Source organism: Streptomyces sp. NPDC030165, assembly GCF_055573595.1.
This window is the reverse complement of sequence record NZ_JBVIBD010000040.1, coordinates 20,515-41,630: the sequence shown is the minus strand read 5'-3', so window position 1 is coordinate 41,630 and position 21,116 is coordinate 20,515. Positions and strand designations below refer to the sequence as shown.

The following is a 21,116-nucleotide window of genomic DNA, read 5'->3' as shown; positions in this document are numbered from 1 at the left end:
GTGGATCCGAGCGGGATCCACAAGCGCCGGAACCCGGGGGCACGGAGGTCACTTCGTGCCCCCGGCCCGGTAAGTGCCTCATCACCCCCCATGTGACGACCCGTCACGCTTTTCGACGCGCCACGAGCGCGGACCGCTGCCCCACCGCACCGACGCATGCCCTCCGTGACAGCCTCGCGCCGCCGCCCCCTCGCGGCGCAGAAATCGAAGGAGGCCCGCAGTGGCCGCAACCCCAGGGCGGACGGACCGGGGCGACCGGAAACACCCGGTCGACGAGACCCTCCCGCCCTTCAAGATGTTCACCAGCGGCCTGCAACACGTGGCCGCGATGTACGCGGGCGTGGTGGCCCCGCCGATGATCGTCGGCCCGGCCTGCGGACTCGGCCCCACCGAAACCGCCTTCCTGATGGGCGCCAGCCTCTTCACCGCGGGCATCGCCACCCTGCTCCAGACCCTCGGCTTCTGGAAGGTCGGCGCCAGGCTGCCGTTCGTCAACGGCGTCTCGTTCGCCGGCGTGACCCCGATGGTCGCCATCGGCAAGGCGCAGGGCCCCGGCGACGCGCTGCCCGTCATCTTCGGCGCGGTGATCGTCGCCGGTGTCCTCGGCTTCCTCCTCGCGCCGTACTTCTCCAAGCTGGTGCGGTTCTTCCCGCCGGTCGTCACCGGCACCGTCATCACCCTGATCGGCGTGTCCCTGCTGCCCGTCGCCTTCAACTGGTCCCAGGGCGGCAACGCCCAGGCATCCGATTACGGCTCCCTGACCAACATCGGCATGGCGGCGCTGACCTTCGTCGTCGTGCTGGTGCTGCGCCGGGTGCTGCGCGGCTTCCTCCAGCAGATATCCATCCTGCTCGGCCTGGTCGCCGGCACGCTCATCGCGATACCCGTCGGCATCACCGACTTCGGGGCCATCACCAAGGCTGACGTCGTCGGCTTCCCGACGCCGTTCCACTTCGGCGCACCGCAGTTCGACGTGGCCGCTGTGGTGAGCATGTGCATCGTCATGCTGGTCTGCATGACCGAGTCCACCGCCGACATGCTCGCCCTCGGCAAGATCGTGGACCGGCCCGCCGACGAGCGCACCATCGGGGGCGGCCTGCGCGCCGACACCCTCGGCACCGCCCTCAGCCCGCTCTTCAACGGCTTCGCCAACAGCGCCTTCGCGCAGAACATCGGCCTGGTCGCGATGACCGAGGTGCGCAGCCGGTTCGTCGTCGCCACCGGTGGCCTGATCCTGATCGTGCTGGGCCTGTGCCCGGTCGCCGCCTCGGTGATCTCACTGGTCCCGCTGCCGGTGCTGGGCGGCGCGGGCATCGTGCTGTTCGGTTCGGTCGCCGCCAGCGGTATCCAGACGCTGGCCACGGCCGCGATGGACAAGGGCGAGAACGCGCTGATCGTCGCCGCCTCGGTGGGCATCGGCCTGATACCGATCGCGGCGCCGCGGTTCTACCACGACTTCCCCAAGGACATGCTGGTCGTCCTGGACTCCGGCATCAGCACCGGCTGCATCGTCGCCATCGTGCTCAACATCGCCTTCAACCACCTCGGCAAGCGGCGCGGCGAACCGCCGCTGGAGGTGATCCCGCAGCAGCCGGAGCGCGGGGCCCCGGACGCCCGGACGGCCGGGGCGCACTGAGCCGTCGTACGGATACGGACGCGCCGACGGCCCGTACCACGCCGGATTTCCGGCACGGTACGGGCCGTCGCCCCGCTCAGCCGATGTGGTACGAGTCCCCGTAGACCTTCCAGTCCAGCGGCGGGTTCAGGTTCAGGTTGCCCTTCTTGAGGAAGACGCGCTGCGCGGTGTCCACGCGGCTGGTGTCACTGTGCGCCTCCTCCTGCTTCATCGCCCACACCCGGGCGTCCAGGAAGGCGTTGAGGTAGGCCTTCTCGTCGCCGCCCTGCGCCGGGGTCTTGGCCTTGGCCATGGCGCGCTTGCGGATGTTGGAGAAGCTGGTCTTGTCGCTGCCGTCACCGTGCATGACGATCGCGTCGTAGTACGCGAACTGGCCCAGCACACCGATCTTGTCGGCCTTGCCCTGCTTGACCGCGGGGTTGAAGTACACCCGGTCCCGCTCGTCGTTCTGCGCCTTCTGGAATTCCTTGTCCTGGGCGGCCTTCTTCCAGTCCTTCTCGAAGGCGGAGCCCAGGCCCGCGTGCGAGTCGCTGCCGTTGACCTTGCGCAGCGCGGGCAGGTACTTCGCCAGGACGTTGCCGGGCTCGCGCTTCGTGTACAGCTCGACCAGGTCCAGCATGTCGCCGGTGCCGGAACAGAAGCCGATGATGCCGGCGGTGTAGCCGCGGCCGTCCTTGATGTCTTCGATGTAGGCGTACTGCTTCTTCCAGTCCAGTGAGGAGTTCTCGGCGCTGGAGACCAGCTGCATGGCGATCTCCTTCTTCGCCGGGTCGTCCAGGCCGGCCGCGGCCTTGGCGGTGGTGCGGGTCGCGGCCGGCGCCTGGCCGGTGGCGGCGACCGCCGTACCGGCGACGGCGGTGGCCGGTACGGCGAGCAGGACCAGACCGAGGGTCAGGCCGGTGGCGGGCTTGCGGATCGCCTTGCCTATGGATCGGGCACGCATGGATGTCCTCCAGTGGGGAGCAGGCCGGGTGGCCGGGGAGCGGTGAGGGATCCCAATCGTTAGGAAGCTTTCCTATCAGATTCCGGGGGAGGACCGTAACCCATCAGATCCCGCCAATCCCCGGCGTTTCAGACGCGCTTGCCCGCGTCGCCGGGCGGCTGCCAGACGTACGGGACGGTCGTGGCCGCACTGACCAGCCCCAGCCGGTTGAGGATGGGGCGGCTGGTCTCCAGCGCGTCGACCTGCACGTACCGGAATCCGCGCGCCACGGCGAGCGCCGCCCTGTGGGCGACCAGCGCGCGGTAGACGCCTTTGCCGCGCCAGTTGGGCAGCGTCGAGCCGCCCCACAGCGAGGTGAAGGCGGTGCCCTGGTGGAAGCGCATCCACGCCGCCGAGACCACCTCGCCCGCCAGCGACTCCGCCACGGTCACCGTGCACGGGTCGCCGTCGCGCCCCGCCACCCACTCCTCCATGGCCGGCGCCAGCCAGCTCCGGTCGTCGGCCCAGACGGTCGCGGCCAGTTCCCCGATACGGTCGAAGTCGGCGCGGTCGGTGACGTCGCGCAGCCGTACGCCCTCGGGGAGCGGCGCCTCGCCCGGCGGTCCGGCGATCTCCGCCGCCTCGCCGATGACGACCGTCTCCCGCTCGCCCGGCACGAAACCGGCCGCCGCCAGCCGGTCCGGCAGGTCGGCGGGCAGGTCGTGGCCGTGGTACTTCCACTCGACCGGCAGGGCGCGGCCGGCGAAGTGGTCGCGCTGGGCGGCGATGAAGGCGTCCAGTTCCGTTCCGTCGAGCCCGCCCAGGTCGCGGTAGAAGATCAGTCCGCCCTGTGCGGCCGGGAGGGTCCTGCGCAGTACGGGGCCGACGCGCTCGGTGTCCGGCGCGGACCCGCGGTCCCGCATCTGCTCGTCGTACGCCGCGCGGTAGGCGGCGGCTCGCGCTTGCTCGGTGTCGTGTGTGGTCACCGGCGTCACTCCACCACAGGCCGCGGTCGGCGGCCATCGAATTCGGCCGTGGCGCGGCGCGTCGGCCGTCAGGGTGCCGTGGCGGGCTCCGCGGGGGTGTCGAGCAGCCTGGTGAGCAGTTCCCTGATGCCCGGGCCCGGGTCGAATGCCTCGGCGGGGAAGGAGAGTTGGTGGAAGGCGACGCCGTCGAGGTAGTCGAAGAGGATCTCGCAGTGGCGCTGCGGGGTGGGTGACCCGCAGCGCCGCATCCACTCCGTGCCCCAGCCGACGACGGTCTCGCGTCCCCGGGTGAGCGAGGGGCGCAGTTCGGGCCGGGCCGAGGCTTCCAGGTACAGGGCGTAGCGGGCGGCGGTCCTGGCGCGCTCGGGTCCGGTCGCGTACAGGAGGAAGCGCGTCACGGCTTCCGCGAGTTCCGCTGCGTCGGCCGGTGCGGCCTGCCGGGCGAACTCCTCCCAGTCGCGGCGCTCCAGCGTCTCCAGGTGGCCGACGATGCCGTCGATCAGGGCGCCGCGGTTGCGGAAGTAGTTGGAGGTGGTGCCCGAGGGTACGCCTGCCGCGGTGTCCACCGCCTGGTAGGTCAGCCGGCGCGGCCCCTCGGCCCCCAGCACCTCGATCGCCGCGTCCAGGACCTGGTCCCGCCGTCGTGCCACCCTGCGCACCTCTCGTCGCTGTGTCCGTCGCGGCTACTATGTTTGTAGTGCCGATTCACTATAAACATAGTACCGTGTGAGGGCATGGAGCTGACACCACGCACGGCAGCCGTCGTCGGCGGCGGCATCGGCGGCCTCGCCACCGCCCTCCACCTGCGCGAAGGCGGTTGGTCGGTCGACGTCTTCGAACGCGCCCGCCGCCTGCCCGCAACCGGCACCGCCCTCGGGCTGTGGCCCGGCGCGCTGGCCGCGCTGGACGCCCTCGGCCTCGGCGAACAGGTGCGGGACCTGAGCCGGCCGCAGACCGCCGGCGCCTTCCTGCGCCCCGACGGCGGACGGATCGCCACCCTCGACGTCGCAGCCCTCCAGCGGCGCACCGGAGACGTCGTCCGTCTGATCTCCCGCCCCGAACTGCTGGCCCTCCTGTACGAGGCGGCCGGCGGCGAGGGCTCGGTGACCTTCGGCCGTACGGTCGACGACATCCGCGCGCTGGACGGTGCGTACGACGTGGTGATCGCGGCGGACGGCCTCAACAGCGCCGCCCGCGCCACCCTGTTCGGCCCGCGGTACCGCGCCCGCTACGTCGGCGCGTCGTCCTGGCGCGGCACGGTCGGCGGTGACACCGGCGCCGTCATCGAGACCTGGGGTGAAGGGATGCGATTCGGCATCACGCCCACCACGGGCGGGCGCACCAACTGGTTCGCCTGCGCGATCGCGCCGGAGGGGCAGCGCGAGCCGGGCCGCGAGACCGACGCGCTGCGCGCCCGCTTCGGGCACTGGCACGCCGCCGTACGTGACGTACTGGAGCAGCTGGACGAGCCCGGGGTGCTGCGCCTGGACCTGTACCACCTCGACCCGCCGCTGCCCTCGTACGTCAGGGGCCGTACCGCGCTCATCGGTGACGCGGCCCATGCCATGACGCCCGACCTGGGGCGCGGCGCCTGCGAAGCGCTGGTGGACGCCGTGGAGTTGGCGGGGGCCCTGCGGGTGTCGCCGGACGTGACGACGGCTCTCCGTACGTATGATCATGAACGGCGTTCCGTGACCCAGCGGCTGGTGCGCACGGCGCGGCTGATGAACCGGATGGCGCACGCGCGACGGCTGACGGGTCTGCGGAACGCGGCGATGCGGGCAGCGCTGACTCTCGGCGGGCCGCCGGCCTGAGGGGCGGCGCGCGCCGAGAGTGTGGGCGATTTGCCCGATACGCTGCATTGGACCTGAAAGTCAGCCAAGTGAGCGCCCTGCGCCACGGAGAGGGGTTCCGCGGTGGACCCGAACGCCCAGCACCCACACGCCCGGCAGCCGGACACCGAGCCCCCGCGCAGAGCCGACCCCGCGTCCAGGACCGCACCGTTGGGCGCGAGCGCCCCGCCCCCGGCCGCCGACGACCTGGAAGCCGCCGTCGACAGCCTGCTGCCCGTCCTGTGCGACGACCTCAAGCGGCTCGCGGCGATCCCCTCGGTCGCCTTCCCCGGCCACCCGCCCGAGCCGGTCCTGGCGGCGCGCGACGAACTCCTCACCCTGCTGCGCGCCGCCGGCGTCACCGACCTCGGCCAACTGGACCTCCCCGGCACCGCGCCGGTCATCACCGGCACCGTCCCGCCGCCCACCCCGGACGCCCCCACCGTCCTCCTGTACGGCCACTACGACGTCCAGCCCGCGGGCGACCTCCGGCTGTGGACGTCACCACCCTTCGAGCCCACCGACTTCACCGACCCGCACGGCGGCCCCGCCATCCGGGCCCGCGGCATCGCCGACTGCAAGGCGAACCTCCTCGTCCACCTCGGCGCGCTGCGTGCCCACGGCGGCCGGCCCCCGGTCGGCATCAAAATCGTCTTCGAGGGCCAGGAGGAGTACGGCAGCGCCTTCGACGCCTACCCGCCCACCGACCCCGAACGCTTCGCCTGCGACGCGATGGTCATCGCCGACGCGGGCAACCTCCGCGCCGGTACGCCCACGCTCGTCACCGGCCTGCGCGGCGCCGCCGAACTGACCGTGGAGGTACGCACGCTCGGCGAGGCCGTGCACAGCGGCGAGTACGGCGGCGCCGCCCCGGACGCGCTGCTCACCCTCCTCAACGCCCTCGCCACCCTGCACGACGTGCACGGCGACGTCGCCGTCGAAGGGCTGCACCGCGAACCGTGGACCGGCACCGCCCTCACCGAGACGGAGTTCCGCGCCCTGGCCGGTGTGCGCGACGGACTGCCGCTGCTCGGCTCCGGCAGCCTGGGCGAACGCCTGTGGAGCGGCCCGGCCGTCACCGTCATGGGCCTGGACGCCCCCTCGGTGGACCATGCCGCCTCGGCCGTCGTGCCGTACGCCCGCGCCAAACTCAACCTGCGCTGCCACCCCCGCCAGGACCCGCAGGAGGCCCTGGACGCACTCGTACGGCACCTGGAGCGGCTGCGGCCCTTCGGCGTCCCGCTGACCGTGACGCCCGGCGACGCGGGCGCCGGCTTCGAGGCCCGTACCGGCGGACCCGCCTACCGCGCCGCCGAGGCCGCGATGCGCCGGGCGTGGGGCGCCGACCCCGTGCACGCCGCGGGCGGTGGTTCCATCCCGCTGGTCAACGGCCTGGCGCGGGCCGTCCCGGAGGCCGAGGTGCTGATCTTCGGCGCCGAGGACAAACAGTGCAACCTGCACGCGCCCGACGAACGGGTACTGCTCTCTGAGCTGCGCGCCGCGACCCTGGCGGAGGCCGTCTTCCTGCGCGAGTACGCCGCCGCGTTCCGCACCGGGGCCGCCGCGTGAGCGTTCCGATGCCCGACGAGAACTCCCGGCCCGCCGAGCAGTCCCCGGTCACCGGCACGGCCCACGCCGACGGCCCGGACAGCCCGCAGCGCCGCCGGCGCGGTTTCACCTTCCCCAGCGCCCTGACCGTCCTGGTCGTGGTGACCCTCGCGGTCTGGCTCCTGGCCTTCTTCATCCCCTCCGGCACCTACGACCGCGACGGCGAGGGCACCCCGCTCCAGGGCACCTACCACCGCACCCCCTCAGGCCAGTCCTTCACCGACCGCCTCAACGACCTCTTCCTGTCGCCGGTCAACGGCCTCTACGGAGTGCAGGACGGCAAGACCGGGCAGGTCGGCCCGACGCTGGCGGGCGAACTGTACGGCAGCGCGGGCGTCTTCCTGTTCGTGCTGGCCATCGGCGCGTTCATCACGGTCGTCTTCTCCACCGGCGCGCTGGACCGCGGCATCGGCCGGCTGGCGCACCGCCTCCGCCATCGCGGCGCCCTGCTGATCGTCGGCGTGATGGCCGTCTTCTCGCTGCTCGGCACGGTCGAGGGCTTCGCCGAGGAGACGCTCGGCTTCTACGGCCTGGTCGTACCGCTGATGCTGGCGCTCGGCTACGACCGGATGGTGGCCACCGCCACGATCATCCTCGGGGCCGGCATCGGCGTCCTGTGCTCCACCGTCAACCCCTTCGCCACCGGCGTCGCCTCCTCGGCCGCCGACATCTCGCTGGGCGACGGCATCGCGCTGCGGGTGGTGATGTGGCTGGTACTGACCGCCGTCACCATCGGGTACGTGGTGCGCTACGCGCGGCGCGTACGGGCCGACCCGGACCGCTCCCTCGTCGGCTTCCTGCCCGGCGACCGGGACCGCGCCCGGGTCGCCGACGACGCGGCGGAGCCGCCGCCGCTGACCGGGCTGCACAAGACCGTGCTGGTCACCGTGGCGCTGGTGTTCGCCTTCATGATCTTCTCGGTGATCCCGTGGTCCGGGGCGCTCACCGGGGACGCCGACGCCGCGCCGTACGCCTTCGAGCTGGGCTGGTCCTTCCCGCAGCTGGCCGCGCTGTTCGTCGCCGCCTCGATCCTCGTGGGGATCATCGCGCGGATGGGCGAGCAGCGGCTCAGCTCGACGTTCGTCCAGGGCGTCGCCGAGTTCGTCTCACCGGCCCTGGTGATCGTGCTGGCCCGCGGCGTCACGACGATCATGAACAACGCGAAGATCACCGACACCGTCCTGCACACCGTCGAGGGCGCCGTCTCCGGCACCCCGTCGGCCCTGTTCGGCATCATGGTCTACGTCGTCAACCTGCCGCTGGCCTTCCTCATCCCGTCCACGTCCGGCCACGCCACCCTCGCCATGCCGATCCTGGCGCCGCTGGCCGACTTCGCGCACGTCTCGCGCGCGGTGGCCGTCACGGCCTGGCAGGCGGCCAGCGGCTGGATGAACCTGTGGGTGCCGACCACCGCCGTCATCATGGGCGGGGTCTCCCTGGCCAAGGTCGGTTACGACAAGTACCTGCGCTTCGTGTGGCCCCTGCTCGCCCTCCTCGCCATCCTGATCTGCGGGTTCGTGGGACTGGGGGCGGCGATGACGTGAGCGGGCCCGCCGGCCGCGGGCCCGTGCGGGCCGTACCGTCACAGGAGCGGGGACGGTTCGGTCGATGCGGGCCTGGGCCGGCAGGTGAAACCGAGCCGGCGCAGCGCCCGCACCATCTCCCCGGCGCTGAAGTCCCGCGGATCCTGGCCGGTCACGATCCGGCCGACCTGCTTGACGGGGTAGGCGACGGAGCCGACGAGTACGGAGTCGCCGCTGATGGGCTCCGGCTCGACGCCGCTCATCTTTTCCTCCACCTCGTTCGCCTGCAGGTAGAAGAAAACGCCGGCGATGGTGACACGCATCATGCCTCAACAAGGGGTGAGCAGGAATGGAGCCTGAGCCCTCACCTTCTCACGCCGCGCCCGTCCAGCGGTCCCGATCACCGCACGGATCCGGGTCACCGCACCGGCGCGTCCCGGTCGTCCACTCCGCGTACCCGCAGCCCGGCGATCTCCGTACGCGGCGGCCGGTCGCCCGCCAGCAGCAGCGTGGTGATGCGGTCGGCCGGTCCGGCGGTGAACTGCACCCGGCCGCCTTCGAGGGGTACGGCGGTGCCGGCCGCGTCCACCGGGATGCCCATGAGCGTGCTGAGCCAGGTGGCGGCGCCGTGCGGGTCGGGCGTCTCGACGAGGAACCCGGCGAGGTCGAAGGCGCCGCGGTCGACGCGGCCGGAGGTCTCGTGCTCGCGGCGGAGCGCGGGGTCGGCACGGACGGTGATGAAGAACGGGGCCCAGGGCGGGACGCCGACGCCCGTCAGGATCGCTTCCTGGAAGGTGACCCGGCCCTCCTGGAAGGAGAAGTCGTGCACGTCGGCCTCGTGGCCCGCGCGGCGCAGCCGCTCGGCCGTGGCGCTGGTGTCCGTGACGTGGACCGCGAAGTTCAGCGGGCCGCCGCCGGCCGCCAAGAGCGCGTCGATACGGGGCTGCCACGCGGCCGTCGCCCGGCCGAACGCGGACGGCGCGTACGCCGCGGGGTCGACGATGGTCAGGATCTCGACGTACCGGTCGTCCAGCCGCCAGGCGCCGTTCTGGAAGCCCTCGTGCACGGGGTTGGTGTGCGCGGGCAGCCCGGCCGCCGTGTAGTCCCGAACGGCGGCGGCCACGTCCGGCACGCAGTGCAGCAGGTGGTCGAAGCGCGGTGCTTCGGCCGGACGGAGATCCGGGGTGCGGATCGGCTGCGTGGCGGTCATGGAAACCCTCCCCAAGTTGGTGAGGTCACCCTAACCTAAAGGTGGGGAAGGGGCCCGTGCACCGCGGCACGGGCCCCTCGGCCCGGGGGTGCCACTGCAGGGCGGTGGCCCCGGGGTTGACTGCCCGTCAGGGCCGTACGCAGGCCTGCCCGGCGTCTCGTCCGCCGGTCAGTCCAGCAGCTCGTATGCCGGCAGGGTCAGGAACGCCGCGTAGTCGGTGTCCAGGGAGACCTTCAGGAGGAGGTCGTGGGCCTGCTGCCACCGGCCGGCGGCGAAGGCCTCGTCGCCGGTCTCCGCGCGGATGGCGGCCAGTTCGTCGTCGGCGATCTTGCGGACCAGGTCCGCGGTGGCCTTCTCGCCGTTCTCGAACACGACGCCCGCGTCCACCCACTGCCAGATCTGCGACCGGGAGATCTCGGCGGTGGCCGCGTCCTCCATCAGGCCGAAGATGGCGACCGCGCCGAGGCCGCGCAGCCACGCCTCGATGTAGCGGGTGCCGACCCGGACCGCGTCCACCAGGCCCTGGTAGGTGGGCCGGGCGTCCAGGGAGTCCACGGCGATGAGGTCGGCGGCCGAGACCGCGACGTCCTCGCGCAGCCGGTCCTTCTGGTGCGGCCTGTCGCCGAGCACCGCGTCGAAGGAGGCGCGGGCGACCGGGACCAGGTCGGGGTGGGCGACCCAGGAGCCGTCGAAGCCGTCGCCGGCCTCGCGGTCCTTGTCGGCACGGACCTTGGCCAGCGCCGTCTCGTTGGCCTCCGGGTCGCGGCGGTTGGGGATGAACGCCGCCATGCCGCCGATCGCGTGCGCGCCGCGCCGGTGGCAGGTGCGGACGAGGAGTTCGGTGTACGCGCGCATGAAGGGCGCCGTCATGGTGACCGCGTTGCGGTCCGGCAGCACGAACTTCTCGCCGCCGTCGCGGAAGTTCTTCACGATGGAGAAGAGATAGTCCCAGCGGCCGGCGTTCAGGCCCGAGGCGTGGTCGCGCAGCTCGTAGAGGATCTCCTCCATCTCGTACGCGGCGGTGATGGTCTCGATGAGGACGGTGGCGCGGACGGTGCCCTGCGCGATGCCGAGGTAGTCCTGAGCGAAGACGAAGATCTCGTTCCAGAGGCGGGCCTCCAGGTGCGACTCGGTCTTCGGCAGGTAGAAGTACGGGCCCTTGCCGAGGTCCAGCAGGCGCTGGGCGTTGTGGAAGAAGTACAGGCCGAAGTCGACCAGCGCGCCGGGGACCGGGGCGCCGTCGAGCTGGAGGTGCCGCTCGTCGAGGTGCCAGCCGCGCGGCCGGACGACGACGGTGGCCAGCTCCTCGGCGGGCTTCAGCGCGTAGGACTTGCCGCTCTTCGGGTCGGTGAAGTCGATCCGGCGCTCGTACGCGTCGATCAGGTTCACCTGACCGCCGATGACGTTCTCCCAGGTGGGGGCGGAGGCGTCCTCGAAGTCGGCGAGCCAGACCTTCGCGCCGGAGTTGAGCGCGTTGATGGTCATCTTGCGGTCGGTGGGACCGGTGATCTCCACCCGGCGGTCGTCGAGGGCGGCGGGTGCCGGGGCGACGCGCCAGCTGTCGTCGTCGCGGACGTGGGCGGTCTCCGGCAGGAAGTCCAGGGTGCTGGTGCGGGCGATCTCGGCGCGGCGCGCGTCGCGGCGGGCGAGCAGTTCGTCGCGGCGCGGGGTGAACCGGCGGTGGAGTTCGGCGACGAAGGTCAGCGCGGCCTCCGTGAGGATCTCGTCCTGGCGGGCGGGGGCCTTGCCGGGGTCGACATCGACGATGGCCAGCGGGGACGGCGCTGGTGCGGACATGAGCTGTCACTCCATTCAGCGGCGGTGCCCGGGCGGCCGCCGGGCGGGTGCGCGGCACGGGGTGCCGCGGGTCGCAGCCGGCGGTGGCGGGCGCCGTTGGGGTTCAGGGCGCTTCTGACCAGTGGAGAGTAGTTTCCTTATCGCGGAACTTCAATGGTTTGTTGATGTCGAGATTCTCTCCGTCGACACAAGTGGTGATCCCATGACTCCGAGTGCCACCGAGGTCACTGCCCTTCGTCTGCCCGGGGCGCGCCCGGCGACTCCAGGCGGAACAGGTCCCGCGGGGTGTCGATGTCGTACGGCTCGGCCACGTCCGCGCACTCGACGAGAGTCAGGGCGGCCTCGTGCTCCGCCAGATACGCGCGCGCCCCGCGGTCCCCGGCCGCGCCGGCCGCCACCGCCGCCCACCGCGCGGCCCCGAACAGCACCGGATGCCCGCGCTTCCCGTCGTACGCCGCCGCGACCAGGTCGGCGCCGCCCTCGTACGCGGCGATCACCCGCGCCACCGCCGCGGCGCCGATGCCCGGCTGGTCCACCAGCGAGACCAGCGCGGCGCCCGCCCCGGAGTCCGCCAGTGCGGCCAGTCCGACGCGCAGCGACGACCCCATGCCCTGCGCCCAGTCCGGATTCTCGGCCGTCTCGTACGCCGAGAGGCCGGCCCGCTCCCGTACGGTCCCGGCCGCCGCGCCCAGGACGATGCACACCGGGCCGCAGCCGCCCTCCCGCAGGACCCGCGCCGCGTTCTCGACCAGCGGCCGCCCGCGGAAATCCAGCAGCGCCTTGGGGCGGCCGCCCAGCCGCCGCCCGCCGCCCGCTGCGAGCAGCAGCCCGGCGACCGGGCGGCGTGCGGAAGGGGCGTCCGGGGCGGGGGATGCGATGTGTGCCATGGGGCCTGCTTACCTCATGGCCGGGCGCTACGGGGCGCTGCCGGGTGCTCGGAGTGCTGCGGGGCCGGGTGTGGCGGTGGGAGCGGGGCCGGGCCGAGGACGGTACCGCATGGCGGCGCCCGCCGCGCACCGGAATTCGGTGATCCTGATTTCGCTCTCCGTGTGGCGCGCGCCGCACAGGGTGGCGTTAACTGGCCCGCGTCGTGGAGCGGGGCCAACGGCCGTGGAGGGTAACGTCGTTGTGGAGCAGAGGCAGAAGCACGGGCGAGTCGCAGGAGCCGGGGACGATCCACGGGCCGTCGCCCTGTGCGGGGCGGTGGCCCGGCTCCGTCGTGAACTGGCCGTCCTTCCGGCGGAGTTGCCCGACCGTGCGGCCGCCGACGGCGAACTGGCCGCGCTGTACGCCCTGGTGAGCGCCGGTGACCCCGAGGTCTCCCGGCTGCGCCGTTCCCTGCTGCTGATCGCGGGAGCGGTCGGCTCGGTCAGCGCGTTGGCGCCCGCGCTCGCGGACGTACGCGATCTGATCGGCATGTACGGGGAGGCGCCGCGCCGGTTCTGAACCCCGGCCGGGGGTGGAGCGCTACGCCGGGTTCTGGTTGGCCAGCGCCACCGAGAGTTCGGCGGCGATCTCCTGGAGCACCGGGACGATCTTGTCGGTCGACGCCTCGGTCACCCGGCCGGTCGGGCCGGAGATGGAGATGGCCGCCGCGGTGGGGGAGTCGGGTACCGGCACCGCGATGCACCGGACGCCGATCTCCTGCTCGTTGTCGTCCATCGCGTAGCCGAGTCTGCGGACCTCTTCGAGGGCGTCCAGGAAGCGGTCCGGGTCGGTGATGGTCTTCTCGGTCGCGGCCGGCATCCCCGTACGGCCGAGCAGGGCCCGCACCTCCTCCGGCGGGTGGCCCGCCAGCAGCGCCTTGCCCACGCCCGTGGAGTGCGGCAGCACCCGGCGGCCGACCTCGGTGAACATCCGGACCGCGTGCCGGGACGGCACCTGCGCGACGTACACGATCTCGTCGCCGTCCAGCAGCGCCATGTTGGCCGTCTCGCCGGTCTCCTCGACCGCGCGCGCCAGGTACGGCCGGGCCCAGGTGCCGAGCAGGCGCGAGGCGCTCTCGCCGAGGCGGATCAGCCGGGGGCCGAGCGCGTAGCGGCGGTTCGGCTGCTGGCGGACGTAGCCGCAGGCGACGAGGGTGCGCATGAGCCGGTGGATCGTCGGGAGCGGCAGTCCGCTGCTGGTCGACAGCTCGCTCAGACCGACCTCGCCGCCGGCGTCGGCCATCCGCTCCAGCAGGTCGAAGGCGCGCTCGAGGGACTGGACGCCACCGCCGGCGGCTGCGGGTTTGGCTGCGGCGGCGGAAGTGCTGGCGCTGGACGGCGGCACGACGCGTTCCTTTCGGGGCAGGTGGTGGCGGGCTCGGCGCAGGGCTGGGGTGTAAGGGTGCCGGGACCGACCGGGAGCAGCCTACCGGTCTGCTCCGGTGGGCACACGGCCCGTCGCACACTCGTTCCCGCCGGTCAGGGCCCGGGCTCCGGCCGTGCCCGGGCGCTACCCGCGATCGCCGGGCCCGGCCACTGGCCGGAGCTACGTTCTGCTGGGTGAAACTCGGTATCCATTCTGTGGAATCCTCCAATCGCTTCGGCGGAGTGCGTGATCCCGCCACGAACCCGCCTCCGCCGTTTTCCGGACCGGCGCGATCCGTGCCACCGCCGCGCGTCCGGCGGGGTCTTGACGGCTCACGGCCCTGGGGTGAGACTCCTTCAACAGAAAGTTGAATTCCGTGGTGCGGAAGCCCGCGGGAACCGCACGAGAGGGGACCGGGTGTCCGAGATCGATCTGGTGCTGCGCTCCACGCGCGTCGTCACCCCGCGGGGGACACGCGCGGCGACCGTCACCGTCCGGGACGGGAAGATCGCGGAGCTGCTCCCGCACGACGCCCCCGCACCGGCCGGGGCGCGGGTCGAGGACTTCGGCGACGACGTGCTGCTGCCCGGCCTCGTCGACACCCACGTGCACGTCAACGATCCCGGCCGCACCGAGTGGGAAGGCTTCTGGACCGCCACCCGGGCGGCCGCGGCCGGCGGCATCACCACCCTCGTCGACATGCCCCTCAACAGCCTGCCGCCCACCACCACCGAGGCGAACCTGCACACCAAGCGCGACGTCGCGCGCCCCAAGGCGCACATCGACGTCGGCTTCTGGGGCGGCGCCGTACCCGGCAACGTCAAGGACCTGCGGCCGCTGCACGACGCGGGCGTCTTCGGCTTCAAGTGCTTCCTGTCCCCGTCCGGCGTGGACGAGTTCCCGCAGCTCGACCAGGAGCAGCTGGCCGCCGCGCTCGGCGAGATCGCCGGCTTCGACGGCCTGCTCATCGTGCACGCCGAGGACCCGGACCACCTGGCGGCCGCGCCGCAGCCGCACGGCCCCAGGTACGCCGACTTCCTCGCCTCCCGCCCCCGGATGTCCGAGAACGACGCGATCGCCGGGCTGATCACGCTCGCCCGGCGGCTCCGCGCCCGGGTCCACATACTCCACCTGTCCTCCTCGGACGCGCTGCCGCTGATCGCCGACGCCCGGGCCGACGGCGTACGGATCACCGTCGAGACCTGCCCGCACTTCCTCACCCTGACCGCCGAGGAGATCCCGGACGGCGCCACCGAGTTCAAGTGCTGCCCGCCGATCCGCGAAGCGGCCAACCAGGACGCGCTGTGGCAGGGCCTCGCCGACGGCACCATCGACTGCGTCGTCTCCGACCACTCACCGTCCACCGCCGATTTGAAGACCCCCGACTTCGGCGACGCCTGGGGCGGCATCTCCTCCCTCCAGCTCGGCCTGCCCGCCATCTGGACCGCCGCCCGCGAGCGCGGCCACACCCTGGAGGACGTCGCCCGCTGGATGGCCACCGCACCCGCCGCGCTCGTCGGACTGCACCACAAGGGCGCCGTCGAGCCCGGCCGGGACGCGGACTTCGCGGTGCTCGACCCGGACGCGACGTTCACCGTCGACCCGGCCGGACTCCAGCACCGCAACAAGATCACCGCTTACGCGGGGCGCACCCTGCACGGCGTCGTACGGTCCACCTGGCTGCGCGGTCGGCGGATCAACGACGGCGGGACGCTGTCCGAGCCGTCGGGGCAGCTGCTCGACCGGCCTCGGTAGGTGCCGGCGCTCCTCAGGGGCGCCACCCGGTCTGCGCGGCCCACGTCTCCGCGACCTCGGCCACCAGGTCCACGACCGGGTCCTTGACCTCCGCGTAGCTGCCCATGTCCGCCGTACGGTGAGCCAGTTCGCGCTTGAAGCGGGCGTACGCCGGGACCGCCTCCGGGTGGGCGCGGAACCAGTCGCGGAACAGCAGCGCCAGCCGCTCGTTCGGCGAACCCACGCGCCGGACGTGCAGGTTGACGTCCGGCCCGGGGCCGCCGCGCCGCGTCCACAGCCGCTTCGCCCACCAGGCCGGATCATCGTCCCGGCCCGCCGGTACGTGGTCGCTCTCGTGCCGCGAGCGGACGAATCCCCGTGCCGCCAGCGGCGTGTCGAAGGCGTCCGCGGCCTCCGCCAGGTCCGCCACGCTCACCTGGAGGTCGAAGACCGGCTTCGCCGCCATGCCCGGCACGGACGTGCTCCCGATGTGCTCCGCCCGCCGGGCCACCGGGACGAGCAGGGACAGCAGCTCCGAGGTGAGCGCGGCCCCTTCGGCCGCCCACCCCGGGTGGGCGTCGACCAGGAGGGCCCGCGCGTCGTGCCCCTCCCCGGACTCCGCCACGACCTCCAGGAACGCGTCGTGCAACGGCCCGTTGGTGATCAGCACCGAGCCGTCCCCTTCCAGGACGGGCGCGCCGGTGAGGTCGGTGATCCGGCCGCCGCCCTCCGCGACGATCACCGGCAGCGGGGCGAGATCCTCGTACCCCGGTGCGGGCCCCGCGGCCACCAGGGCGTCCGCCCGCCCGGTGAGCACGTCCAGCACACCGCCACCCGTGGGGACGAGGAAGACCCGCCGGTGCAGAGCCGTCAGCAGCGTCTCCGGCCACCCCGCGATGTTGTGCGCCTGCGTCCTGGCCCCGCTCAGTTCGGTCCGGGGCCCGGCCCCGTTCGGCTCGGTCCGGTCGCCGGCGCGCAGCCGCCCGCGGTCCGTCCGCAGCGCCTCCAGCGGGTCCGGGTCCTCGCCGAGCAACAGCCGGCAGCCGAGGCCGCGCCCGGCCGCCACCGTCCGGCGGCTCATCGGGAAGTGCACCACGCCGATCGCGGGCCCGTACTCGTCCTCGTAGGCCAGGTCGCAGGAGAACGTCGGCACGCGGTCGGTGAACTGCCGGGTGCCGTTGACGGGGGCGATCACCCAGCGCCGACCGGACGTCCCGGCCCGCGGCCCGGCCTCCTCGCCGGACACGGCGTCCTCGGGGTACGCGGCGGCCAGTTCCTTCCGCATGAAGTCCTCGACGGCGAGGTCCACCGCGGTCACCTCGGTGCCGTCCGGCTCGTGTACGGACGAGGTCCGGTCACCGTGAAACGCTTCGGCGCTCATCCGCCCGGCACGCGTGGCGAGACGGACGGCGAAGGCGAACAACTCCTGGGAGACGGGCGGGGCACCGGTGGGAAGATCCATGAACCGAGCCTGCCACAGCCCCTGGCGCGCCGGAGCGGCGGCGGTGGAAGGTATGCGCACCTCGTCCGTTCGGCACCGGTCCCCGGACCCGCCCGGAGAAGGAGTGCGGCATGGAACACGAAGAGCTGCGACGGCGGTTCGCGACGCTGACCACGGCCCACCTCGCGGACGCGTGCCTGCGCGCCCGGACACCGGTGCGCTGCGCACCCCCGCCGCTGCGGGCCCTGGCCTCGGGTACCCGGCTGGCCGGGCGGGTGCTGCCCGCCCGGCACGCGGGCAGTGTCGACATCTTCCTCGAAGCGCTGGACGCCGCCGCGCCCGGCGATGTGCTGGTGGCCGACAACGCCGGGCGGACCGACGAGAGCTGCGTCGGCGACCTCGTGGCCCTGGAGGCGCAGGCCGCCGGGCTGGACGGCATCGTCATCTGGGGCCTGCACCGCGACACGGCCGAGCTGCGGGAGATCGGCCTGCCCGTCTTCAGCCTGGGCGCCACGCCCACCGGGCCGCGGCGCCTGGACACCCGCCCGGACGGCGCGCTGGACAGCGCCATGGTGGGGGAGTGGACCGTCGGCCGCGCGGATCTGGTGCTGGGCGACGACGACGGGGTGCTCTTCCTGCCCGCCGCGGGTGCCGGTGAACTCCTCGCGCTCGCGGAGTCGGTGCGTGACACCGAGCGCCGCCAGGCCGACCGGATCCGGGACGGCGAGCCGCTGCGCCGGCAGCTGGGGTTCGCCGCGTATCTCGCCGGGCGCCGGCGGAACCCCGCGCTGACATTCCGCGAGCATCTGCGGGCCGTGGGCGGGGCCGTCGAGGAATGACGGTCCCGCGCCCCCTCACACGGCACGTGTGCGGCGGGAAAGGCCCGCGACGCTCAATTCTTCGGACACAGGTGGGTGTGCACGGCCTGCAGAATCTTATCCGCCTGCTCCGGGGTGAATTGCGTCGCCCCGGAGAAACGCTGCCGGGTCTGGTCGACCTGCTTGGCGTGGTCCTTCGGGAAGGAGTGGATCGCGCCGCAGGTGCTTCTGCCGCGGCTCACCGCGCGTTCCGGTTTGCCGTTCACGATGTCCCGGGAAATCGCGTCGAGGGCGGCTGTGTAGCGCGCCTGCGTCGCGGCGTCCGGCTTCGGGGGAATTCCCAGCCGCGCCTCCGCGTCGGCGATCGCCTTGGACGGCGCCTGCTCCGCCGACGGGGCACCGGCACCCGTCGGCGAGGCGGCCGGCCGGCTCTCGCTCTTGGCACTGCCGCCGCACGCGGTGAGTCCCGCGGCGGCGACGAGAGCGGTGGACAAGGCGATGGTGGTGCGGTGTTTCACGATTCTCCCCTGACCCGTGGACATGAGCGGTCATTCTGACAGGGAAAGCGCCTGCTGCTAAGAGGAATTGGAAAAAAATGAAGCTCCCTGTTTCCGCGGGTGCCGCGGTGCGCCGCGCGCGGGCGGTCATTCCCCGAGCGCGGTCCAGAACATCAGCTCGTACGCCTGGAGCAGCCGGCCGTGACGGTACGCGAGGCCGGGCGTGACCCGCGACGTGCCGAGGCCGTGCCGCACCGCGTCGTGGGCCGGGCCGGCGAGTTCCGCGGCGGGCCCGGCGAAGAAGTCGAAGAAGGCGCACGCCGCATCGGGAAAGGCGTAGCGGGTGCGCAGGGCGGCTGCGACGGTGGCGCAGTAACCGCCCCAGGCCGCGAAGTTGGCGGCCAGGGCGACCACGACGTCGGCGGGCTCCGCCTCCAGTGCCAGCCGGGCCACGTACGACGGGTACGCCTGGCACCCGGCCCGCGGCACGTACTCCCGTACGGCGTCCGCGGCCGGTCCGCAGGCCTCCGCGAGGCCCCGCAGCGCTTCGAGCGCCAGCGACTCGCCGTCGGCCAGCGCCTCGAAGAACGCCGCCACCGGCGGGTCGCCGTCGGCGCGGCGCGCCAGGTGGCGGAAGCTGCGCCGGTCGGAGTCGATGATCAGGCGCTGCTCCAGGGCGAGCACGGTGAAGACCTCGCGCGGCGCCTCACCCGCGGCGATCCGCGCCACGACCGGGTTGCCGGACGCGCCGGGCGCCAGTTCCCGCACAGCGGCTTCCAGGATGCCGTCGGCGGTCAGATCGGTTCCACGGGTCATGGCCGGGCCTCCCGTGTCCGGTCCTGCCGGGTACGAGCCTCCCGCGCAGGGTCCTGCCGGGTGTCCGCACCGGCCTGCCTGCGGTTCTGCGTGACCACGCCGCCCCCGCCGTCCTGTTCGGCGATGGCGTCCGCGACGAACGTGTCCACCACGCCGTTGGCGACCAGGACCGGCACGCGCTTGCCGTTCATGTCGACATAGACGTACGACTTCGCGGCCGCGACCAGTGCCGGGAGCCGTTCGCGCAGCCGTTGTGCCGTCGCTTCGTCGCCCGAGCGGGACGCCTGGACCATGCGCAGCGCCGTGCGGGCGGCGTGGCCCCACGCGGCGGTCGCGTCCAGCCAGGGCCCGCTGTCGGCGACGAAGCCGCGGTCGGGGAGGGAGGCGCGCAGTACACCCGGGGCGCGCTGGAGTCCGCGCAGCGCCGCGTCCAGGCGTTCCGCGCTCCCGCCGGCCCAGAAGCGGCGGACGGCGGCGGCCAGTTCGGGCGACTGCTGCGGGTTGAGGGCGGAGCCGTAGTGGGCGTCGGCGAAGGCACGGAGGGCGCGTCCGGTGCGGGGGGAGCCGCCGGACAGCTCCTCGATCGCCGTGGCCCAGGAGGTGCGGGCGTCGTAGGCGCGGTCGTTCCACGCGTAGTCGGCGACGGTGAACAGGGCGATCTTGGAAGCGGCGGGCTGGATCATGGGATTGGCCGTGATCCCCGCCAGCCGCCCGGGCAGCCCCCGCTCGCGCCCGTTGAAGGGCCCGAGCAGCAGCCGGTTGGTGACGTAATCGTTGACCGGGTAGTTGTCCCAGGTCAGGATCGGATGGCCGAAGACCTGCCGGGCCGCGTCCGCCTGGGCGACGGTCATCACCGGCGCGATGACCCCCACCCCGGTCCACTCCACGAGCACGTCCGGGTCGAGCCGGTTCTTCAGCGCCGCCTTGTAGGGCGTCGCCTTCACGTCGTAGTACTCGGTCGGCACCATCTGGAGCGGCTGCGCCCCCTCGTCCCGGTGCCCGGCGATGAACTCCCGGTTCACCCGGTTCAGGAGGTGCGCCTGGGCGGCTCCGGCGGCGCCCCCGCCGGTGCCGAAACGTTCCTTGTCGGCGGCGCAGTTCCAGTCCGTGTAGCTGATGTCGTCCAGCGGCACCGCGAAGGTCCGTACGCCGATGTCCCACAGCGCCTGGAACTTGCCGGTCAGCGCCTTGAGGTCGGCGTCCGAGCTGTAGCAGACGGACAGGCCGGGCGAGAGCGCGTAGCTGAACTCCACGTGCCGGGCCCGCGCGCGGTCCACCAGCTCCTTGAGCCGCGCGAGCTGGTCCGCCGGGTACGGCGAGCGCCACTTCTCACGCAGGTACGGGTCGTCCTTGGGCGAGTAGACGTACGTGTTCATCTTGTGCGCGCCGTAGAAGTCGAGCTGGTCCAGGCGCGCGGCGTGCGACCAGGGGGTGCCGTAGAAGCCCTCGATCACGCCGCGCAGCCGGGTGGCCGGCCAGTCGCGTACGGCGGTGCCGCGCACCCGTGCGCCGGGGCGGTCGCGGTGCGGCAGGAGCTGGCGCAGCGACTGGGCGGCGTAGTACGTGCCGGTGGCGTCCGCGCCGGCCAGCGCGATCCGGCCGCCGCCGACGGCGAGCGCGTACCCCTCGGCCGGCAGCCCGGCGGTGCCGCGCGCGCCGAGGTCCGCCAGGGTCCGCGCGGCGCCCTCGCCGTCCACGTACACGGTCAGCCCCCGGCGCGCCTCCGCGGCCCGTACGACCCGGTCGGCGCCGGCCCGCTTCAGCGCCCGCTCGACGACCTCCAGCGCCGGGCCGTCGGCCTTCGGCCCGGCCACGACCGTGACGGTCGGGGTGATGGTGACCCGGCCGCCGAGGGCGCGGACCGACTGCGGTGCCGGGCTGATGGCCGGGCCGGGGGGGGGGGGGGGGGGAGGGGGAAGCCAAAAGGGGGAAGCGGACAGAGGGGGTGTGGGGAGGAGGGGGGGGGAGAGAAAAGAAAAAAGGAAGGGGGGGGGGAGGCGTCTG

At 73.1% G+C, this 21,116-nt stretch carries 19 protein-coding genes; 7 read left to right on the top strand and 12 right to left on the bottom strand.

Going from position 1 to position 21,116, the window contains the following annotated elements; all coding sequences use genetic code 11:
* Positions 1-220 precede the first annotated feature (220 nt).
* Positions 221-1,636: a nucleobase:cation symporter-2 family protein gene (locus ACZ4Z1_RS39985; protein ID WP_468491617.1), complete on the top strand. Its 1,416-nt coding sequence runs from the start codon at positions 221-223 to the stop codon at positions 1,634-1,636.
* Positions 1,637-1,712: 76 nt separating this feature from the next.
* On the opposite strand, the gene ACZ4Z1_RS39980 is transcribed toward ACZ4Z1_RS39985, so the two are convergent.
* The 3 genes from ACZ4Z1_RS39980 to ACZ4Z1_RS39970 all read right to left on the bottom strand — a co-directional run bounded on the left by ACZ4Z1_RS39980 (position 1,713) and on the right by ACZ4Z1_RS39970 (position 4,194).
* Positions 1,713-2,579 carry a chitosanase gene (locus ACZ4Z1_RS39980; RefSeq protein WP_468491616.1) on the bottom strand — a complete coding sequence of 289 codons (867 nt, stop codon included), beginning with the start codon at positions 2,577-2,579 and terminating at the stop codon, positions 1,713-1,715.
* 128 nt (positions 2,580-2,707) lie between these two features.
* Positions 2,708-3,544 carry a GNAT family N-acetyltransferase gene (locus ACZ4Z1_RS39975; protein ID WP_468491615.1) on the bottom strand — a complete coding sequence of 279 codons (837 nt, stop codon included), beginning with the start codon at positions 3,542-3,544 and terminating at the stop codon, positions 2,708-2,710.
* Between the two features lie 68 nt (positions 3,545-3,612).
* Positions 3,613-4,194 (bottom strand): TetR/AcrR family transcriptional regulator, encoded by a 582-nt coding sequence (locus ACZ4Z1_RS39970; protein WP_468491614.1) that lies wholly within the window; start codon positions 4,192-4,194, stop codon positions 3,613-3,615.
* An 84-nt stretch (positions 4,195-4,278) separates the two neighbouring features.
* Here ACZ4Z1_RS39970 and ACZ4Z1_RS39965 point away from each other — a divergent pair, with 84 nt between their 5' ends.
* The 3 genes from ACZ4Z1_RS39965 to ACZ4Z1_RS39955 all read left to right on the top strand — a co-directional run bounded on the left by ACZ4Z1_RS39965 (position 4,279) and on the right by ACZ4Z1_RS39955 (position 8,528).
* Complete coding sequence (locus ACZ4Z1_RS39965; RefSeq protein ID WP_468491613.1) at positions 4,279-5,358, top strand: FAD-dependent oxidoreductase; 1,080 nt, start codon at positions 4,279-4,281, stop codon at positions 5,356-5,358.
* A gap of 189 nt (positions 5,359-5,547) precedes the next feature.
* The gene (locus tag ACZ4Z1_RS39960; RefSeq protein WP_468491627.1) at positions 5,548-6,945 is read left to right on the top strand and encodes a M20/M25/M40 family metallo-hydrolase; all 1,398 of its coding nucleotides are present in this window, start codon (positions 5,548-5,550) and stop codon (positions 6,943-6,945) included.
* An 8-nt stretch (positions 6,946-6,953) separates the two neighbouring features.
* Positions 6,954-8,528, top strand: coding sequence for a YfcC family protein (locus ACZ4Z1_RS39955; protein WP_468491626.1), 1,575 nt, complete (start codon positions 6,954-6,956; stop codon positions 8,526-8,528).
* Between the two features lie 38 nt (positions 8,529-8,566).
* Here the strand turns inward: ACZ4Z1_RS39955 and ACZ4Z1_RS39950 are convergent, their stop codons facing one another.
* The 4 genes from ACZ4Z1_RS39950 to ACZ4Z1_RS39935 form a co-directional block, all read right to left on the bottom strand.
* Positions 8,567-8,833 carry an SCO5918 family protein gene (locus tag ACZ4Z1_RS39950; RefSeq protein WP_468491612.1) on the bottom strand — a complete coding sequence of 89 codons (267 nt, stop codon included), beginning with the start codon at positions 8,831-8,833 and terminating at the stop codon, positions 8,567-8,569.
* A gap of 92 nt (positions 8,834-8,925) precedes the next feature.
* A complete protein-coding gene (locus ACZ4Z1_RS39945) occupies positions 8,926-9,717 on the bottom strand; it encodes a VOC family protein (protein WP_468491611.1) in 792 nt (263 codons plus the stop codon).
* Between the two features lie 168 nt (positions 9,718-9,885).
* A complete protein-coding gene (gene aceB, locus ACZ4Z1_RS39940; RefSeq protein WP_468491610.1) occupies positions 9,886-11,514 on the bottom strand; it encodes a malate synthase A in 1,629 nt (542 codons plus the stop codon).
* Positions 11,515-11,738: 224 nt separating this feature from the next.
* Positions 11,739-12,401: a nucleotidyltransferase family protein gene (locus ACZ4Z1_RS39935; RefSeq protein WP_468491609.1), complete on the bottom strand. Its 663-nt coding sequence runs from the start codon at positions 12,399-12,401 to the stop codon at positions 11,739-11,741.
* A 241-nt stretch (positions 12,402-12,642) separates the two neighbouring features.
* On the opposite strand from ACZ4Z1_RS39935, the gene ACZ4Z1_RS39930 reads away from it, so the two are divergent.
* Complete coding sequence (locus tag ACZ4Z1_RS39930) at positions 12,643-12,960, top strand: DUF5955 family protein (RefSeq protein WP_468491608.1); 318 nt, start codon at positions 12,643-12,645, stop codon at positions 12,958-12,960.
* A 21-nt stretch (positions 12,961-12,981) separates the two neighbouring features.
* Here the strand turns inward: ACZ4Z1_RS39930 and ACZ4Z1_RS39925 are convergent, their stop codons facing one another.
* Entirely contained in the window at positions 12,982-13,785 is an 804-nt protein-coding gene (locus ACZ4Z1_RS39925; RefSeq protein WP_468491607.1) for an IclR family transcriptional regulator, read from the bottom strand.
* 438 nt (positions 13,786-14,223) lie between these two features.
* Here ACZ4Z1_RS39925 and allB point away from each other — a divergent pair, with 438 nt between their 5' ends.
* On the top strand, positions 14,224-15,561 hold the full coding sequence (gene allB, locus ACZ4Z1_RS39920; protein WP_468491606.1) for an allantoinase AllB: 1,338 nt from the start codon (positions 14,224-14,226) through the stop codon (positions 15,559-15,561).
* A 13-nt stretch (positions 15,562-15,574) separates the two neighbouring features.
* Here the strand turns inward: allB and ACZ4Z1_RS39915 are convergent, their stop codons facing one another.
* On the bottom strand, positions 15,575-17,002 hold the full coding sequence (locus ACZ4Z1_RS39915; RefSeq protein ID WP_468491605.1) for an inositol monophosphatase family protein: 1,428 nt from the start codon (positions 17,000-17,002) through the stop codon (positions 15,575-15,577).
* 110 nt (positions 17,003-17,112) lie between these two features.
* Between ACZ4Z1_RS39915 and ACZ4Z1_RS39910 the strand changes: the two genes are divergently transcribed.
* Positions 17,113-17,820 (top strand): RraA family protein, encoded by a 708-nt coding sequence (locus ACZ4Z1_RS39910; protein ID WP_468491604.1) that lies wholly within the window; start codon positions 17,113-17,115, stop codon positions 17,818-17,820.
* A 53-nt stretch (positions 17,821-17,873) separates the two neighbouring features.
* Here the strand turns inward: ACZ4Z1_RS39910 and ACZ4Z1_RS39905 are convergent, their stop codons facing one another.
* The 3 genes from ACZ4Z1_RS39905 to ACZ4Z1_RS39895 form a co-directional block, all read right to left on the bottom strand.
* Positions 17,874-18,317 (bottom strand): DUF732 domain-containing protein, encoded by a 444-nt coding sequence (locus ACZ4Z1_RS39905; protein WP_468491603.1) that lies wholly within the window; start codon positions 18,315-18,317, stop codon positions 17,874-17,876.
* A 126-nt stretch (positions 18,318-18,443) separates the two neighbouring features.
* Positions 18,444-19,112 (bottom strand): thiaminase II/PqqC family protein, encoded by a 669-nt coding sequence (locus ACZ4Z1_RS39900; protein WP_468491602.1) that lies wholly within the window; start codon positions 19,110-19,112, stop codon positions 18,444-18,446.
* Positions 19,109-21,052 carry a beta-N-acetylhexosaminidase family protein gene (locus ACZ4Z1_RS39895; RefSeq protein ID WP_468491625.1) on the bottom strand — a complete coding sequence of 648 codons (1,944 nt, stop codon included), beginning with the start codon at positions 21,050-21,052 and terminating at the stop codon, positions 19,109-19,111. The genes ACZ4Z1_RS39900 and ACZ4Z1_RS39895 overlap by 4 nt, the downstream gene beginning before the upstream one ends.
* Between the last annotated feature and the right edge of the window lie 64 nt (positions 21,053-21,116).

Excerpts from the sequence above, each read along its gene's own strand:
- ACZ4Z1_RS39900 (WP_468491602.1), bottom strand. The coding sequence starts at position 19,112 with ATGACCCGTGGAACCGATCTGACCGCCGACGGCATCCTGGAAGCCGCT.
- aceB (WP_468491610.1), bottom strand. The coding sequence starts at position 11,514 with ATGTCCGCACCAGCGCCGTCCCCGCTGGCCATCGTCGATGTCGACCCC.
- ACZ4Z1_RS39965 (WP_468491613.1), top strand. The coding sequence starts at position 4,279 with ATGGAGCTGACACCACGCACGGCAGCCGTCGTCGGCGGCGGCATCGGC.
- ACZ4Z1_RS39980 (WP_468491616.1), bottom strand. The coding sequence starts at position 2,579 with ATGCGTGCCCGATCCATAGGCAAGGCGATCCGCAAGCCCGCCACCGGC.
- ACZ4Z1_RS39935 (WP_468491609.1), bottom strand. The coding sequence starts at position 12,401 with ATGGCACACATCGCATCCCCCGCCCCGGACGCCCCTTCCGCACGCCGC.
- ACZ4Z1_RS39950 (WP_468491612.1), bottom strand. The coding sequence starts at position 8,833 with ATGATGCGTGTCACCATCGCCGGCGTTTTCTTCTACCTGCAGGCGAAC.
- ACZ4Z1_RS39945 (WP_468491611.1), bottom strand. The coding sequence starts at position 9,717 with ATGACCGCCACGCAGCCGATCCGCACCCCGGATCTCCGTCCGGCCGAA.
- ACZ4Z1_RS39955 (WP_468491626.1), top strand. The coding sequence starts at position 6,954 with ATGCCCGACGAGAACTCCCGGCCCGCCGAGCAGTCCCCGGTCACCGGC.
- ACZ4Z1_RS39910 (WP_468491604.1), top strand. The coding sequence starts at position 17,113 with ATGGAACACGAAGAGCTGCGACGGCGGTTCGCGACGCTGACCACGGCC.
- ACZ4Z1_RS39915 (WP_468491605.1), bottom strand. The coding sequence starts at position 17,002 with ATGGATCTTCCCACCGGTGCCCCGCCCGTCTCCCAGGAGTTGTTCGCC.